Raw genomic sequence first — 15,564 nt, forward strand, 5'->3', positions numbered from 1 at the left:
CACGCTGTGTGCCGTTGCTGCGAGACCGATCATGCGATTCTTCCAAGCCGCCGCGTTCGTCGCGGCCCCGTTCTGCGCCAATGCGCACGCCGACGACGCGCCGACCGACTGCGACGGCTGCCGCGACCACGCGCTGCGCGCACGCGGACCGATGCACCGGATGACGCAACGGTTGAACCGCGCCGCGCGTCCGGTGTCGTAGCCTTCGCCCTCAAGGACGATCACACATGCTCAAGCGAACGCTTCGCACCGCCGTCGCCAAGGCGATCGACCTCGCTCCGGCGAGCATCGGCTATCGCCTGCGCGGCGCGCTCGAGAAGTTCGCGTTCAACCGCACGCCGGTCGTCCACGATCTTCCGCCCATTTTCCACTATTGGGCAAATGCCTATGTTCGCCCGCGCTTCGAGGCGATCGGCTTTGCGTCGCCCGAAGACTGCTTTTTTCGCGTGATCGAAGGCGAGGCGAGGCGCAAGCCATACACGATCCGCTGCCTGTCCGTCGGCGCCGGCCGCTGCGAGGTCGAGATCGCGCTCGTCGAACGCCTGCGCGGATCGGGCGTCGACAACGTCGTCATGGTCTGCACCGACCTCAATCCGCGGATGCTCGAGGCCGGCCGTAAGCTCGCGCGCGAGGCCGGCGTCATCGACCGGTTCGCGTTCGATGTCGCCGACATCAACGTCGGACGCGCCGACGCGGGCTACGACGTCGTCATCGCGAACCAGTGCCTGCATCACTTCGTCGAACTCGAAACGATCCTCGACAACATCCGCGGCATGCTCGCCGACGACGGCGTGTTCGCGACGTCCGACGTCGTCGGCCGCAACGGCCATCGGCTCTGGCCCGAGGCGCTGGCGCAGTTCCTGCCGTTCTGGCGCGAACTCGCGCCGAAGTACCGGTACGACCGCGTGCTCAGGCGCGAAGCCGTCGAGTACGTCAACTACAACCACGCCGACGTCGGATTCGAAGGCATCCGCGCGCAGGACATCCTGCGCCTTCTCGTCGAGCGCTTCGAATTCGAGATCTTCGCGCCGTACGCGTGCATCGCGCTGCCGCTCGTCGAACGCCGGTTCGGCTGGAACTTCGACGCGAACGATCCGGCCGACATCGCGTTCGTCGACCGGCTCGCGCAGCGCGACCAGGAACTGCTGGACGCGGGCCTCGTAAAGCCGACGCAGCTCGTCGCGACGATGCGCAAAGCGCGCCTGCGCCCGCTCGTGTCGACGATGCCGTTCGCGCCGGCCGCCTGCATCCGGGACGTCGACCTGCCCTGATACAATCGCCCGGTTCCCGACCGCACCGTCGCGCCCATGAGTCCCGCCGCCGCCCGCAAGCACGAAATCAACGCCGACAAGCTCGCCAAGCGGCTGCGGCGCCAGGTCGGCCAGGCGATCGCCGACTACAATATGATCGAAGACGGCGATCGCGTGATGGTGTGCCTGTCCGGCGGCAAGGATTCGTACACGCTGCTCGATATCCTGCTCAAGCTGCAGGCGAAGGCGCCGGTGCGCTTCTCGCTGCACGCGGTGCACCTGGACCAGAAGCAGCCGGGCTACGATCCGAACGTGCTGCCGCGCTGGCTCGAATCGATCGGCGTCGAGTACGCGATCCTCGAGCAGGACACCTACAGCGTCGTCAAGCGCGTGATTCCCGAAGGCCGCACGATGTGCAGCCTGTGCTCGCGACTGCGTCGCGGCAATTTATACGATCATGCATTTGCGCAAGGTTATACGAAGATCGCGCTGGGCCATCATCGCGACGACATCGTCGAAACGCTGTTTCTGAACCTGTTCCACCAGGCCAAGCTCAAGGCGATGCCGCCGAAACTGCGCTCGGACGACGGACGCAACGTCGTCATCCGGCCGCTGGCGTACTGCAAAGAGGACGACATCGCCGACTATGCGGCGCTGCGCGGTTTTCCGATCATGCCGTGCAACCTGTGCGGATCGCAGGAGAACTTGCAGCGCAAGGCGATCAAGGCGATGCTGGCCGACTGGGATCGGCAGCACCCCGGCCGCGTCGAGAACGTCTTTCGCGCGCTCGGCGATGTATCGCCGTCGCAGCTGGCCGACACGAAGCTGTTCGATTTCGCGTCGCTCGGCAGCGCGAGCGACGTGCGGCCGAGCCACACCGACTGGCTGCTCGGCGACGGCGCAAACGCCGCCGACGCGTAGTTCCCGCAACCCCCGATTCGATTCCTGCCGGCGGGCAAAACCCGCCCCTTGGTGACGTCCATGTTCTTTCGCAATCTGAGTCTGTTCCGCTTTTCCGAAACCGTTGCCGAAAACCTCGCCGACATCGAAAGCCACCTCGAGGAAAAACGCCTGCGCCCCTGCGGACCGCTGGAGGAATCCACGCGCGGTTTCGTCTCGCCGCACGGCCGCAACGGCGAGACTTTGGTCCATAAGGTCGCAGCCTTCACGCTGGTCGCGCTCGGCGGCGAGGACAAACTGCTGCCCGGCTCGGTCGTCAATGAAGAATTGGCGGCACGTTTGCAGAAGATCACCGAAAATGAAGGCCGGCGCGTCGGCGGCAAAGAACGCAAGCGCATCAAGGACGACATCTTGACCGAGCTGCTTCCGCGTGCGTTCGTGAAGCCTTACCGGATGTTTTCGTACCTCGATCTGAAGAACGGCTGGTTAGTGGTTGATACCTCTAGCCGAAAGTCGGCCGAAGAGGCGCTTTCGGAGCTGCGCGAGGCCGTCGGAACGCTGCCGGCGGCGCCGATGGCGCCGGAAGAAGCGCCGCGCGTGCTGATGACGGACTGGGTTACGCATGGCAAGCTACCGGCGGGCCTGACTCTGGGCGACGAGTGCGAATTGCGCGACCCGGCCGAGTCGGGCGCCGTCGTCCGTTGCCGCCACCAGGACCTTGAAACCGACGAGGTGCGCGAGCATCTGAAGACGGGCAAGCAGGTGTTTCAGCTCGGCTTGACCTTCGACGACCGTATCAGCTTCGTGCTTGGCGAGGATCTCGTCATCCGCAAGCTGCGGTTTCTCGACCAGGTTCTGGACGAACTGGGCGAAACGCAGACCGATTCGGCGGCGGCGGAACTCGATGCCCGCATGGCGCTGATGACGCTGGAAGTCGAACGGCTCCTGATCAAGCTCGACGAATGGTTCGGCCTGCCGCGCCCGACCGATCGATAGCAACAAAGCGCGGCGACACTGCGCGGGCAGGACTGCGCGCAGGCCTCGCCGCTGACGACGGGGCGCAAGCAACGGATTGCCGGATTCGCATACCCGGCCGACCGCTTCGCGCGGTTCGCCGGCCTGGCAAGGAAAGGGCATGGCTCCGGACGACAACTACCTTGAACTCTCGACGCCGAACGGCGACACGATCAAGGTGCTCAAGAAAGCGCACCCGCAGGCGCGGCGACTGCGCCTGACGGTGACGTCGAGCGGCGCGCGCCTGTCGTATCCGGAAGGCACGCATCCGGCGCAGGTCTACGCGTTCCTGCGCAAACACGTTGACTGGCTCGAGCGCAAGCTCGACGAGCTGCAGCTCGACGGCTCCGGTCCGCCGCCGCTCAAGCCGGGCGCGACGACGCTGATTCCGCTGCGCGGCGAGACGACGCAGCTGTTCTGGTGCGAAAGCGTCTACCCCGCGATCACGCTGCAGGAAGAAGGCATCGTGCTGCTGCTGCCGAACGCGCACAGCCAGCGCTCGCTGCCGGCCGCGCGCGGCCTCTTGCGCTCGTTCCTCGAAGCGCAGATCCGCCGCGACGTGTCGCGTCTGATGTCGCGCTACATCGGCGACATCGGCCTCGGGCCCAACGGCGTGCGCGTCAAGCCGCTCAAGAGCCTTTGGGGCAGCCTCGATACGCGCGACATCATGACGCTCGATCTCGCGCTGGCGCTCGCACCGCCCGCGGCGCTCAAGTACGTGGTGATCCACGAGCTGTGCCACCTTCGCATCCGCAACCACTCGCCGCGCTACTGGGCGCTCGTGGCGAGCCTGTACCCGGACTGGAAGGAACAGCGCGACTGGCTGCGCGAGAAAGGACACGCGCTCAAGGCGGAACTGGCGCGCCTGATCGGCGTGTAATTCCGCACAAAGCCACTACGCGGCAAACCCGCAGAACCGCAAGATCTCGTCTGCCACCGGGCCGGCGTTCTCCAGATGCAGATGATGGTTGCCGGGCAGATGCGCGACGCGAATGCCGGGTACGCAGTCCGCGCGCGCCTGCATCCGCGCGCCCGGCAGGTACGACGTCGCCGGCTCGCACAGGATCATCAGCGTGGGCGCCGCGATGCCGCGCAGGATCGCCTGGATCTGTTCTTCGGTATAGCGCAGCGGCGAGGCGAGCGTGAGCCGCGGATCGGACGACCACGACCAGCCGCCGTCGACCGCGCGGACGCCGCGCTCGACCAGCGCGCGCGCCGCCGATGCGGACAATCCGTTCGCGGCCTGACGCGCGGCGACCGCCACTTCCACGTCGGGAAACACGCGCAGCGTCTTGTTCGCGTAGGCCTCGCGCTCGGCGAGGCCCTTGCGCAACTGTTCGAGCGCGGCTTCCGGCGGCTGCGTCAGGGGGCCGAGCGATTCGATCAGCAGCAGCCGCTCGATACGCTCCGGATGCGCGGCGGCATAGGCACTCGCGGTCGCGCCGCCCAGCGAGTGACCGAGCAGGCCGTACCGCCGCCATCCGAGCGCCTCGGCGGCGCCGTGCAGGTCGCCCAGGTAGTCGACGTAGTGATACCAGGCGCCGGCCGGGCGATGCGTCGAGCGGCCGTGACCCGGCAGGTCGATCGCGACGACATGAAAGTGCGGCGCGAGCAGCGGCGCCAGCGCCGAGAACGATGCGGCGTTGTCGAGCCAGCCATGCACGGCCAGCAGCGGCGGCAGCGCCGGATCGCCCCAGGCGACGGCCGCGATCGTCTGATGCGGCAGCTCGAGCGTGATCTCACGCGGCATCGCCGCCGCCTTCGCCCGGCGCGAATTCCGCCCAGCCTTGCGTGTGGCGCCGGACCAGCGCCGCGAGCGCGGCCACCTGCGCGGCCTCGTCGTTGAGCGCGGGGATGTATTCGTACCGCTTGCCGCCGGCCTCGAGAAACAGCGCGCGGTTCTCCATCGCGATTTCTTCGAGCGTTTCCAGGCAGTCGACCGCGAAACCCGGGCATAGCACCTGCACCGAACCGACGCCGGACGCGGCGAGGTCGCGCAAGGTCGCATCGGTATAGGGCTTGAGCCATTCCTCGCGCCCGACGCGCGACTGGAACGCAAGGAGGCATTGCTCGCGCGGCAGTTCCAGCCGCTTTGCCAGCAGGTCGGCGGTCGCGCGGCACTGCGCGAGATACGGATCGCCGGCCTCGACGTAGCTTTGCGGAATGCCGTGAAACGACAGCAGCAGGCGGTCGGCGCGTCCGTGCCGTTCCCAGTGCGCGAGCACCGACTGCGCGAGCGCGTCGATATGCGCGGGGTCGTCGTGGTAGTCGCCGATCGTGCGCAGTTCGGGCGGCCAGCGCAGCGTCTTGAGGGCGTCGGCCAGCGCATCGATCGCGGCGCCGGTCGAGGTCGCCGAGTACTGCGGGTACAGCGGCAGCACGACGAGCCGGCGCACGCCGTCGGCGTTGAGCGCCGCGACGACATCGCGCAGCGCGGGCGCACCGTAGGTCATGGCCAGATGCACCGATACCGGGCCGGCGCAGGCGCTCTTCAGTTGCCGGTCGAGCGCATCGGTCAACGCCTGGCTCTGCACGAGCAGCGGCGAGCCCTGCGCTGTCCAGATCCGCGCGTAGGCGTGTGCCGACCGGCGCGGTCGGATATTGAGGATCACGAGCTTGAGAATCAGCTGCCACAGCCAGCGCGGCTTTTCGATCACACGCGGGTCGGACAGAAATTCGTCGAGATAGCGCCGGACGGCGGACGGCGTCGGCGCGTCGGGCGTACCGAGGTTGACGAGCAGGACGGCAGCACGGGCCGGCCTCGCGGAGGCGGCGGAACTGCCGAGGAATTTTGGCGCGCTGAACATCTCAATCCCAAGATATTGTGGCTGCGACCCACTCGACCACCTACCGCTAGCGGCGGTCACACGCGCCCGGACGGAAGCGGCTAAAACCTTGTGGGATATCGAAAAGCTGCTAGACTGGCCCGGCTGCGTCCTCGCCCGGCGCGGCTGACGATTACCAAATACGATAACAAAAGACGGTGAACAATGAGCCTGCGCGCACTTCTAGCCGCCGCGGCAGTGTTCGTTCTGCTGACCGGTAAGGTCATCGCGGAACCGTTCGCGTTTGTGGCCGCCTACGACCAGATCTATCGTATCGACCTCGCCACCCGCCAGGCCAGCCTCGTCGGCGACAACGGCCGTTACGGTTCGCAGCCGATCGTTTTCAAGGGACTCGCCTACGCGCCGAACGGTGCGCTGTACGGCGCCTCGGACAACGTCAAGGCACTGTTTCGCCTCGATGCGCCCGGCTCCGTGACGAACTTCGTCGGCTCGCTCGGTTTGAACGGCCAGGGCGACCAGGCCAATTTCGACGCGCTTGATCTCGGTCTCGCGATCGGCTGCGACAGCCAGCAATGGCTGACGTCGACGTACGCGCAGAAGCTTTGGAAGGTCGACGCGGCTTCCGGCGCGACCAGCTTCGTCGGCAACCTCGGCGCCAAGATCACCGGCATCGCCGCCAAGGGACGCGAGCTGTACGGTTTCGGCTCGCGCGGCCACGACGGCTTCTACAAGATCGATACGACGACCGGCGCGGCGACGCTGATCAAGAGCTATCCGTCGTTCGTCGGCAACGCCAGTTCCATGTGGCCGGCGTTCGACGCGTCGGGCCAGCTGTGGGTCGTCATCACATACATGCCGCCGCCGCTGCCCGGCATGCCGGGCGTGCGCTGGAGCGATCTGGCGAAAGTCGATATCGCCACGGGCGAAATGACCGTGCTCGGTTCGATCACCGGTCCCGAATCGCTCGAATTCATCGGCCTGCTGGGCGTTGCGATCGCGCCGCCGGCCGCGTGTCCGACCGGCACCGTCACCCCGCAGCCGATCCCCGCCGGCTCGCCGATCGGCTACGCGCTGCTCGCCGGCCTTCTCGCGCTCGTCACCGGATACGGCCTGCGCCGCCGCGCGGTTAAGCCCTGATTCGCCAAGCGGTACTCACCATCGCAGCGGCATCGACGCCGCGCGCCGTGTCGCGTCGCAATCTTCGCGCCGACGCCGACGCCGATGCCGCTCCCGCCACTTTTCGCGAGGCCACCGTGTTCAAACCCATCGCTCGTTTCATCGTCGTCGCCTGCGCGCTCTGGTCGATCGGCGCACATGCCGGCGAAACCGAAAACAAGCGCGCGCGCGAAGCCACCCGCGTGCTCAACGAAATCATGCAGGCGCCGGACCGGCGCATTCCCGGCAACCTGCTGCGCGACGCGCACGCGGTCGCGGTGATCCCCGACGTGATCAAGGCCGGCCTCGTGCTCGGCGGCCGCCACGGCAACGGTCTGCTCGCGGTCAAGGGCGCCGACGGATCGTGGTCGAATCCCGCGTTCGTGAGCATCACCGGCGGCAGCATCGGTTTTCAGGCCGGCGTGCAGTCGACCGACGTCGTGCTCGTGTTTCGCAGCCAGCGCGGCGTCGATTCGATCGTGCACGGCAAGTTCACGCTCGGCGCCGACGCGTCGGTCGCGGCGGGTCCGGTCGGCCGCAACGCGCAAGCGTCGACCGACGCGCAGCTCAAGGCCGAAATCCTGTCGTATTCCCGCGCCCGCGGCCTGTTCGCCGGCGTCGCGCTCGACGGCTCCGTGCTGTCGATCAATCACGACGCCGATCAGGCGGTCTACGGCGAAGGGGTGACGCCGCGGCGCATTCTCGAAGGCGGCGTCGGTACCGTGCCGGAAGTCGTGGTCGATTTCCGCGACCGTCTGGAGGAGTACACTGCGCAGCAGGAGCCGGAGCGGTAGCCGCACCGGCACGCGGCGACCCCGATCGGCGCGCCGCCGCGGCGAGTATCATCGCCGCCGCACGCGGCGCTTTCATCGGGCCGACGCATACCGGAACAACAATGGCGAGCTGCGCCGCGAGCGCGGCGGCGCCGTCAGGAGTATACGATGGGTAGTTTTAGTCTTTGGCATTGGTTGATCGTGCTGCTGATCGTCGTTCTGGTGTTCGGCACCAAGCGGCTGCGCAACATGGGCGGCGATCTCGGCACCGCGCTGCGCGACTTCAAGAAGGGTCTTTCCGGCGACGAGGCCAATCCGCAGCTCAAGGCCGATCCGCCGGCCGAGGGCGACAAGGCCGCCGCCGAAGCCAAGCGCGAAAAAGCGGAGTAAGGCCGCCTCGCGATGTTCGATATCGGTTTTTCCGAGCTGGTGCTGATCGGCATCGTGGCGTTGCTCGTGCTCGGTCCCGAGCGCCTGCCCGGCGCCGCGCGGACCGTCGGCGCGCTGCTGCGCCGCGCGCGCGCGAGCTGGGCCACCGTGCGCAGCGAAGTCGAGCGCGAACTGGCGGCCGAGGAACTGAAACGCAGCATGCAAGACACGGTCGCGTCGGTCGATCCGCGCGAAGACATCAAGGCCGCTGCGGACGACATCCAGTCCGCAGCCAGCGAGGTCGGCAAGAAGCTCGATGAGCGCACCTGACGAGGAAGGCGGCGAGGCCTCGTTCTTCTCGCATCTGATCGAACTGCGCGAGCGCCTGCTCAAGGCGCTCGTCGCCGTCGGCATCGTGCTGCTCGCGCTGCTGCCGTTCGCGAACAAGCTGTACGGCGTTCTCGCCGAACCGCTGCTGCGCAATCTGCCGGCCGGCGGCCAGCTCGTCGCGATCGAAGTCGCCTCGCCGTTCTTCACGCCGCTCAAGCTCGCGTTCTTCACCGCGCTGGTCGTGGCGATGCCGGCGGTGCTTTATCAACTTTGGGCTTTTGTCGCACCGGGCCTGTACCGGCACGAAAAACGGCTGGCGATGCCGATTCTGGCGTCGAGCGTGTTCCTGTTCTACCTCGGCTGCGCGTTCGCGTATTTCCTGGTGCTGCCGACGGTGTTTGCATTTCTCGCGAAAATCACGCCGCAAGGCGTCGCGATGATGACGGATATCAGTAAATACCTCGACTTCGTGCTGGTCATCTTCTTCGCGTTCGGGCTGTGCTTCGAAGTGCCGGTCGCGGTCGTGATACTCGTCGCGCTGGGCTGGGTCACGCCCAAACAACTGGTCGAAGCACGCGGTTATGTGATCGTCGGCGCGTTCGTGGTAGCCGCGGTATTGACTCCGCCGGACGTCGTGTCGCAGATTTTGCTCGCCGTACCGATGTGCGTGTTGTACGAAGTCGGCGTCGTCGCCGCGCGCACCATCACAAAGCGTACACCGCCGAACTCTGTCACCTCGTAACGGCTCTCACCAACGACTCAGTTTGTTGCGAGTATTTACAATTCGTTACAAGTGGTATGCGCCCAACGCCTTCACCCTGCGCTATGCGGTCGTATACTAGTACCGCATTATCGCAATGCCACTTTCCTCTAGGGTGAATATCATGAAAAAGTCCGCTTCTGCCGCCGCTATCGATGAAGATACCCGCGACGCCAGCCTGCGCGTTTCCAAGCGTATGCGCGACAGCCTCAAGGCCGCCGCCGCCGTGATGGGCCGCCCGCTGTACGACGTCACCAACGAAGCCATCAACGACTACCTCGGCGGCCTGAAGATCGGCGATCCGCTGCAGGCGATCCGCAAGGGCGGCAAGGGCCGCAAGTAATCCGGTAGTACTCCGCTCTGACGAGCAAAAGTTCTATTCAGGGCACCGATGTCGACGCGCTACGTCGTCGGCAGGTGAAACGGACGCCGCGCTCTTAGCGCGGCGTTTGTTTTTTGTAGACTTGTGGGCATGTCCCCTAGGGACAAACCTTGCTTTTCGCGCACGAGCCTACTTCAACGCTCTCGCATACTGTGAGAACCGGCACAGAATGCGCCGCGCTCGCGGCGCCGGTCCGCATTCGCGCAGCAGCCCCGACGGATCGATCCGCTCCTCGCGCAGCCGGTCGGCGCGTCCGCGGATGTAGCCGGCCATCGCGCCGGCGCTGAATTCCGGATGGAACTGCACGCCCCACGCGCGTGCGCCGTAGCGCAGCGCCTGGTGCGGGTCCTGCGCGGAATGCGCCAGCACGACCGCGCCGCCGGGCGCCGCGACCACGCTTTGCTGGTGCGTGGTATGCGCGCGAAAGCCGGCCGCGAACGGGCCGAACAATACGTCGCTCGCCGCGTCGGCCGTAGCGGCGATCGCCTTCGTACCCATCTCGCGTCCGCGCGGGTTCCAGTCGACGCGACCGCCGAGCGCGTGCGCGATCAGCTGGTGTCCGTAGCACACGCCAAGGAGCGGCGTACGTTCGCGCGCGACGATGTCGCCGAGCCACTCGGCCGTGCGTTCGCTCCAGTCGAGGCGATCGGTGACCATCGCGCCCGAGCCGGTAACGACGACGCCGGCGTAGTCGTTCGCGTCCGGCAACGCATCGCCGGAGGCCGCGCCGACGACGCGCACCTCGTGCGCGGCGAGGCGCAGACCGATCCGGAACCAGTGCGGAAAATCGCCGAGCCGCGAACGCAGCGCCGGCAGCGTCGTTCCGGTCTGCACGATGAGAAACGGCCGCGCTGCGCGAGCCCTTCGAACCGCGCTCATTCGACCGGCGGCAGTACGGTCATGACCTCCGCGACCGTCGTCACGCCGCGCGCGACCTGCGCCGCGGCGGAGATGCGCAACGGCCGCATGCCTTCGGCGAGCGCCGCCTCGCTGAACTTGATCAGGTCGGTGTCGGCCTGGATCAGCGCCCGCAGCTTCGGCGACAGCCGCATCATTTCGTAGATGCCGGTGCGGCCCAGATACCCGGTGTTGCGGCACTCGAGGCAGCCGACCGGCCCCTGCGTACGCTCGGGCAGCGCGAGATTCCAGCGATGCGTCAGCGCATCCCACGCGCGCGGATCGACCGCGAGCGCCGTCTTGCAGTGCGGGCACAGCGTGCGCACGAGGCGCTGCGCGACGATGCCGGTCACGGTCGACTGGATCAGATAGTGCGGGACACCCAGGTCGAGGAGTCGCGTCACCGCGGTCGGCGCGTCGTTCGTGTGCAGCGTCGACAGCACGAGATGCCCGGTCAGCGACGCCTGCACGGCCATCTGCGCGGTTTCGAGATCGCGGATTTCGCCGACCATGATGATGTCGGGGTCCTGGCGCAGGAGCGTGCGCACGCCGGCCGCGAAGTCGAGATCGATCGCCGGCTGCACCTGCATCTGGTTGAATTCGGGCGAGACCATTTCAATCGGGTCTTCGACCGTGCACACGTTGAGATCGGGCGTCGCCAGGTGCTTCAGCGTCGAGTACAGCGTGGTGGTCTTGCCCGAGCCGGTCGGACCGGTCACGAGCACGATGCCGTGCGGCCGCTCGACCATCGAACGCCACAGCGTTTCCTCGTCGTGCGAGAAGCCGAGCGCGCGGAACTCCTTGACCACGACGTCCGGGTCGAAGATGCGCATGACGACCTTCTCGCCGAACGCGGTCGGCATCGTCGACAGGCGCAGTTCGACCTCGCGCCCGCCGGGCGAACGCGTCTTGATGCGGCCGTCCTGCGGGCGGCGCTTTTCGGCGAGATCCATGCGGCCCAAAATCTTGATGCGCGCGGTCACCGCGGTCATCACGGGCGGCGGAAACTCGAACACCTTGTGCATATTGCCGTCGATGCGAAACCGGATGTTGCCGGCGTCGCGACGCGGTTCCAGATGGATGTCGGACGCGCGCTGGTCGAGCGCGTACTGCAGCAACCAGTCGACGATGTGCACGACATGGCGGTCGTCGGCGCCGATGTCGCCACCTTTGCCGAGCTCCAGCAGCTGTTCGAAGTTCAGCAGCGTGCTGGGGTCGTAGCCGCTGTCGCCCTTGGCGTCCTTCGCGCGCTGGATCGAGCGCTGCACGCCGAAGAATTCGTTGAGATAGCGGTTGACGTCGATCGGGTTGGCGACGACGCGCTCGACGTCGCGCCGCAGGATGTGCGCCAGATCGGCGGTCCAGCGCGTGTCGAACGGTTCGGCCGACGCGATGACCACTTTGTCGGGCGCCACCGTGACCGGCAGGATGCGGTAGCGCGTCGCGTACTGGTGCGAAATCACCTGGGTCACCGCGGCGACGTCGATCTTCATCGGGTCGATGCGCAGGTAAGGCAGGCCCGCGCGGGCGGCGAGCCACTGCGTCAGCATTTCGATGCCGAGAGGCTTGGTCGCGCCTTCGCGCTGGTCTATCGGCTTGACGTTCGCCACGAGCACGAGCGGATGCAGCGTCAGCTTGTCCTTGCCGCTGCGCGCGTCGGCGCGAATGCGGCGCGCGTCTTCCGCGGAAAGCAGGCCGTCGTGGACGAGCGCGGCGAGCGTTTCGTCGAGTTCGAGACGGCCGTGCAGGCCCAGCCGCGACGGCGACGCCGCAGGCTTGACCAGGACGGGACGCGGGGGCTGGTGGACATCGGCGTTCCTGTGCTGCGTGCTAGCCTCGCTATACTAGCGCGCTTCGCAGCGCCTTCCGTGAGCCATTCCATGTCCACGCCCACCTTCCAGGACGTGATCCTGACCTTGAACCGCTATTGGGCGGAGCAAGGCTGCGTCCTGATCCAGCCGCTCGACACCGAAGTCGGCGCCGGCACCTTCCATCCGGCCACCTTTTTGCGCGCGCTGGGCCCCGAACCCTGGGCCGCCGCGTACGTGCAGCCGTCGCGCCGGCCGACCGACGGGCGCTACGGCGAAAACCCGAACCGCCTGCAGCACTACTACCAGTACCAGGTGGTGCTCAAGCCGAATCCCGACAATATTCTCGATTTATACATCGGCTCGCTCAAGGCGCTCGGCATCGATCCGCTCGTGCACGACCTGCGCTTCGTCGAGGACAACTGGGAATCGCCGACGCTCGGCGCGTGGGGTCTCGGCTGGGAAGTGTGGCTCAACGGCATGGAAGTGACGCAGTTCACCTACTTCCAGCAGGCCGGCGGCCTCGAATGCCGCCCGGTCACCGGCGAGATCACGTACGGCCTCGAGCGCCTGACGATGTATCTGCAAAACGTGGACAACGTCTACGACCTCGTCTGGACGCACGCGCCGCACGGCGTCGTAACCTACGGCGACGTGTTCCTGCAGAACGAAGTCGAGCAGTCGACGTACAACTTCGAGCACGCGAACGTCGCCGAGCTGCTCCACTGGTTCGACGTCTGCGAGGGCGAGGCGAAAAAGCTCGTCGAAGCGGGTCTGCCGCTGCCGGCGTACGAACAGGTGTGCAAGGCGTCGCACAGCTTCAACCTGCTCGACGCGCGCCGTGCGATCAGCGTGACCGAACGCCAGCGCTACATCCTGCGCGTGCGCACGCTCGCGCGCGCCGTCGCCGAGGCGTACTACGCCCAGCGCGAAAAGCTCGGCTTTCCGGGCCTCAAGAATCGCAAGGAAGCGGCGTGATGACCGACAACGCGAACAAGCCCCTCCTGATCGAACTCGGCACCGAGGAGCTGCCGCCCAAGGCGCTCGACGAACTGGCGAAGGATTTCGCGCTCGGCGTCCGCGACGGCCTCGCCAGACGAGGTCTGATCGATCCCGCGCTCGACGTGAAAACCTACGCGTCGCCGCGCCGCCTCGCCGTGCTGGTGCCCGGCGTCGCCGCGCAGCAGCCGCCGCAGAAATCCGAAGTACTCGGCCCCTATCTCAATATCGGCCTCGACCCGAACGGCAACCCGACGCCGGCGCTGGCCGGCTTCGCCGCGAAGAACGGCGTCGCCGTCGAAGCGCTGCAGCGCACGACCGACGCCAAGGGCGAACGCTTCGTCGCGCGCAGCGAAAAGCCGGGGCAGGCGACCGCCGCGCTGATTCCCGACATCGTCGCCGAAGCGCTCAAGGCGCTGCCGATCCCCAAGCCGATGCGCTGGGGCGATCGCGACTATTCGTTCGTGCGGCCGGCGCACTGGCTGGTCATGCTGCACGGCGCCGACATCGTCGACGGTGCGGTCCTGGGCGTGCCGTCGGGCCGCATCTCGCGCGGTCATCGCTTCCATCATCCGGCGCCGGTTCACGTCACCGACGCCGATGCCTGGCTCGACAGCCTGCGCGCGGCCAAGGTGCTGGCCGATCCGGCGGAGCGCCGCGCCCGCGTGCGCGCCGAGGTCGAACGCGCCGGCCGCGAAACCGGCGGGTCCCCGCGCCTTTCCGATGCGCTCTGCGACGAAATCGCGAACTTGACCGAATGGCCCGTCGCGATCGCGTGCACGTTCGAGCGCGACTTTCTGCGCGTGCCGTCCGAAGCGCTGATCACGACGATGGAGACGAACCAGAAGTTCGTGCCGGTGTTCGACGCGGCCGGCAAGCTGAGCGAGCACTTCATCGGCGTCGCGAACATCGAGAGCCGCGACCCGGCCGAGATCCGCAAGGGCTACGAGCGCGTGATCCGCCCGCGTTTCGCCGACGCGCGATTCTTCTACGACGAAGACTTGAAGGCGCCGCTGTCGGCGCAGTTCGAATCGCTCAAGAACGTCACATACCAGCAGTCGCTCGGCTCGGTCTGGGACAAGACCGTGCGTGTCGCGGAACTCGCGCGCGTGATCGCCAACCGCGTCGGCGTCGACGCGGCGCTTGCCACGCGCGCCGCGGCGCTCGCCAAATGCGACCTCATGACGCGCATGGTCGGCGAGTTCCCCGAGCTGCAGGGCGTCATGGGCCGCTACTACGCGACCGCGAACGGCGAGCCGGCCGACGTGGCCGACGCGCTCGACGCGTTCTACCAGCCGCGCTACGCCGGCGACGGCATCGCGGCGGGCGGCGTCGGCCGCGTGCTCGCGGTCGCCGAGCGTGTCGATACGCTCGCGGGCATCTTCGCCGTCGGCATGAAGCCGAGCGGCAACAAGGATCCGTTCGCGCTGCGCCGCGCCGCGCTCGGCCTCGCGCGCACGCTGATCGAAGGCGATCTGGCGCTCGACCTGCCCGCGCTCGTCGCCGAGGCGCTCGCGCAACTGCCGGAAACCGCGCTGATCGCCGGCCTGCCCAAGGCCAAGGACGGCAAGGCGCCGCCGCTCGAACCGGGCAGGCGCCGCGCCGAACTCGGCGCCGAGATCGTCGAGTTCGTGATCGACCGTCTGCGCGGCTACTACGCCGACGCCGGCATCGCCGCCGAGCAGTTCGAAGCGGTGCGCGCGCTCGCGCCGACCGATCTGTCCGACTTCGACGCGCGCCTGCGCGCCGTCGCCGCTTTCGCGCGGCTGCCGCAGGCGCAGGCGCTCGCCGCGGCGAACAAGCGCATCGCCAACATCCTGCGGCAGGCCGACGGCAGCGCCGCAGCCACGATCGATGCCGCGCTGATCGGTGCCGGTGCCGAAGCCGGCCTGCACGGCGCGCTCGTCTACGCGCAGTCGGCCACCGCGCCGCTCGTCGCCGCGCGCGACTACGTGGAATTGTTGAAGCGTCTCGCGCAACTGCGCGAACCGGTCGATGCGTTCTTCACCGACGTCATGGTGATGGCCGACGATCCGGCCGTGCGCGCCAACCGCCTCGCGCTGCTCGCGCAGCTGCGCCGGCTGTTCCTCAACGTCGCCGACGTGTCGCTGCTGCCGTCCGCGTAACCGCCTCGCGACCGC

The 15,564-nt window shown here is 67.4% G+C and carries 16 protein-coding genes and 1 pseudogene; 13 read left to right on the plus strand and 4 right to left on the minus strand.

Features of this window, described 5'->3' with window-relative positions:
* Positions 1-31 precede the first annotated feature (31 nt).
* The 5 genes from OD750_RS16825 (at position 32) to OD750_RS16845 (ending at position 4,044) form a co-directional block, all read left to right on the plus strand.
* Positions 32-202, plus strand: a complete 171-nt coding sequence (locus tag OD750_RS16825) for a hypothetical protein (RefSeq protein WP_263541850.1) — start codon at positions 32-34, stop codon at positions 200-202.
* Between the two features lie 25 nt (positions 203-227).
* On the plus strand, positions 228-1,271 hold the full coding sequence (locus OD750_RS16830) for a class I SAM-dependent methyltransferase (protein ID WP_263541851.1): 1,044 nt from the start codon (positions 228-230) through the stop codon (positions 1,269-1,271).
* A 36-nt stretch (positions 1,272-1,307) separates the two neighbouring features.
* Positions 1,308-2,171, plus strand: coding sequence for a tRNA 2-thiocytidine(32) synthetase TtcA (ttcA, locus tag OD750_RS16835; protein ID WP_263541852.1), 864 nt, complete (start codon positions 1,308-1,310; stop codon positions 2,169-2,171).
* Positions 2,172-2,231: 60 nt separating this feature from the next.
* Positions 2,232-3,146, plus strand: a complete 915-nt coding sequence (locus OD750_RS16840; RefSeq protein ID WP_263541853.1) for a recombination-associated protein RdgC — start codon at positions 2,232-2,234, stop codon at positions 3,144-3,146.
* A 139-nt stretch (positions 3,147-3,285) separates the two neighbouring features.
* The gene (locus tag OD750_RS16845; protein WP_263541854.1) at positions 3,286-4,044 is read left to right on the plus strand and encodes a M48 family metallopeptidase; all 759 of its coding nucleotides are present in this window, start codon (positions 3,286-3,288) and stop codon (positions 4,042-4,044) included.
* Between the two features lie 15 nt (positions 4,045-4,059).
* On the opposite strand, the gene OD750_RS16850 is transcribed toward OD750_RS16845, so the two are convergent.
* Positions 4,060-4,914, minus strand: coding sequence for an alpha/beta fold hydrolase (locus OD750_RS16850; RefSeq protein WP_263541855.1), 855 nt, complete (start codon positions 4,912-4,914; stop codon positions 4,060-4,062).
* Positions 4,904-5,971 carry a ferrochelatase gene (gene hemH, locus OD750_RS16855; protein WP_263541856.1) on the minus strand — a complete coding sequence of 356 codons (1,068 nt, stop codon included), beginning with the start codon at positions 5,969-5,971 and terminating at the stop codon, positions 4,904-4,906. Before hemH ends, OD750_RS16850 begins: the two co-directional genes overlap by 11 nt.
* 183 nt (positions 5,972-6,154) lie before the next feature.
* Here hemH and OD750_RS16860 point away from each other — a divergent pair, with 183 nt between their 5' ends.
* From OD750_RS16860 to OD750_RS16885, 6 genes and pseudogenes are all read left to right on the plus strand, one after another.
* Complete coding sequence (locus OD750_RS16860) at positions 6,155-7,087, plus strand: NHL repeat-containing protein (protein WP_263541857.1); 933 nt, start codon at positions 6,155-6,157, stop codon at positions 7,085-7,087.
* A 167-nt stretch (positions 7,088-7,254) separates the two neighbouring features.
* Positions 7,255-7,899, plus strand: coding sequence for a lipid-binding SYLF domain-containing protein (locus OD750_RS16865; RefSeq protein ID WP_425508247.1), 645 nt, complete (start codon positions 7,255-7,257; stop codon positions 7,897-7,899).
* 147 nt (positions 7,900-8,046) lie between these two features.
* Positions 8,047-8,268, plus strand: a complete 222-nt coding sequence (tatA, locus tag OD750_RS16870; RefSeq protein WP_263541859.1) for a Sec-independent protein translocase subunit TatA — start codon at positions 8,047-8,049, stop codon at positions 8,266-8,268.
* Between the two features lie 12 nt (positions 8,269-8,280).
* Positions 8,281-8,487: pseudogene (tatB, locus tag OD750_RS16875) on the plus strand (Sec-independent protein translocase protein TatB); the annotation flags it as partial.
* Positions 8,488-8,563: 76 nt separating this feature from the next.
* On the plus strand, positions 8,564-9,319 hold the full coding sequence (tatC, locus tag OD750_RS16880; RefSeq protein ID WP_263541861.1) for a twin-arginine translocase subunit TatC: 756 nt from the start codon (positions 8,564-8,566) through the stop codon (positions 9,317-9,319).
* Positions 9,320-9,461: 142 nt separating this feature from the next.
* The gene (locus OD750_RS16885; protein ID WP_263541862.1) at positions 9,462-9,680 is read left to right on the plus strand and encodes a hypothetical protein; all 219 of its coding nucleotides are present in this window, start codon (positions 9,462-9,464) and stop codon (positions 9,678-9,680) included.
* 168 nt (positions 9,681-9,848) lie between these two features.
* On the opposite strand, the gene OD750_RS16890 is transcribed toward OD750_RS16885, so the two are convergent.
* Positions 9,849-10,598 carry a glutamine amidotransferase gene (locus OD750_RS16890; protein ID WP_263541863.1) on the minus strand — a complete coding sequence of 250 codons (750 nt, stop codon included), beginning with the start codon at positions 10,596-10,598 and terminating at the stop codon, positions 9,849-9,851.
* On the minus strand, positions 10,595-12,400 hold the full coding sequence (gene tfpB, locus OD750_RS16895; RefSeq protein WP_263542113.1) for a type IV pilus assembly ATPase TfpB: 1,806 nt from the start codon (positions 12,398-12,400) through the stop codon (positions 10,595-10,597). Before tfpB ends, OD750_RS16890 begins: the two co-directional genes overlap by 4 nt.
* 96 nt (positions 12,401-12,496) lie before the next feature.
* Here tfpB and glyQ point away from each other — a divergent pair, with 96 nt between their 5' ends.
* Together glyQ and glyS are read left to right on the plus strand one after the other, a co-directional pair.
* Positions 12,497-13,402, plus strand: coding sequence for a glycine--tRNA ligase subunit alpha (gene glyQ / locus OD750_RS16900; RefSeq protein WP_263541864.1), 906 nt, complete (start codon positions 12,497-12,499; stop codon positions 13,400-13,402).
* Positions 13,402-15,549: a glycine--tRNA ligase subunit beta gene (glyS, locus tag OD750_RS16905; protein WP_263541865.1), complete on the plus strand. Its 2,148-nt coding sequence runs from the start codon at positions 13,402-13,404 to the stop codon at positions 15,547-15,549. The genes glyQ and glyS overlap by 1 nt, the downstream gene beginning before the upstream one ends.
* Positions 15,550-15,564 lie beyond the last annotated feature (15 nt).

The organism is Tahibacter soli (assembly GCF_025717065.2).
Taxonomy (GTDB): domain Bacteria; phylum Pseudomonadota; class Gammaproteobacteria; order Xanthomonadales; family Rhodanobacteraceae; genus Tahibacter; species Tahibacter soli.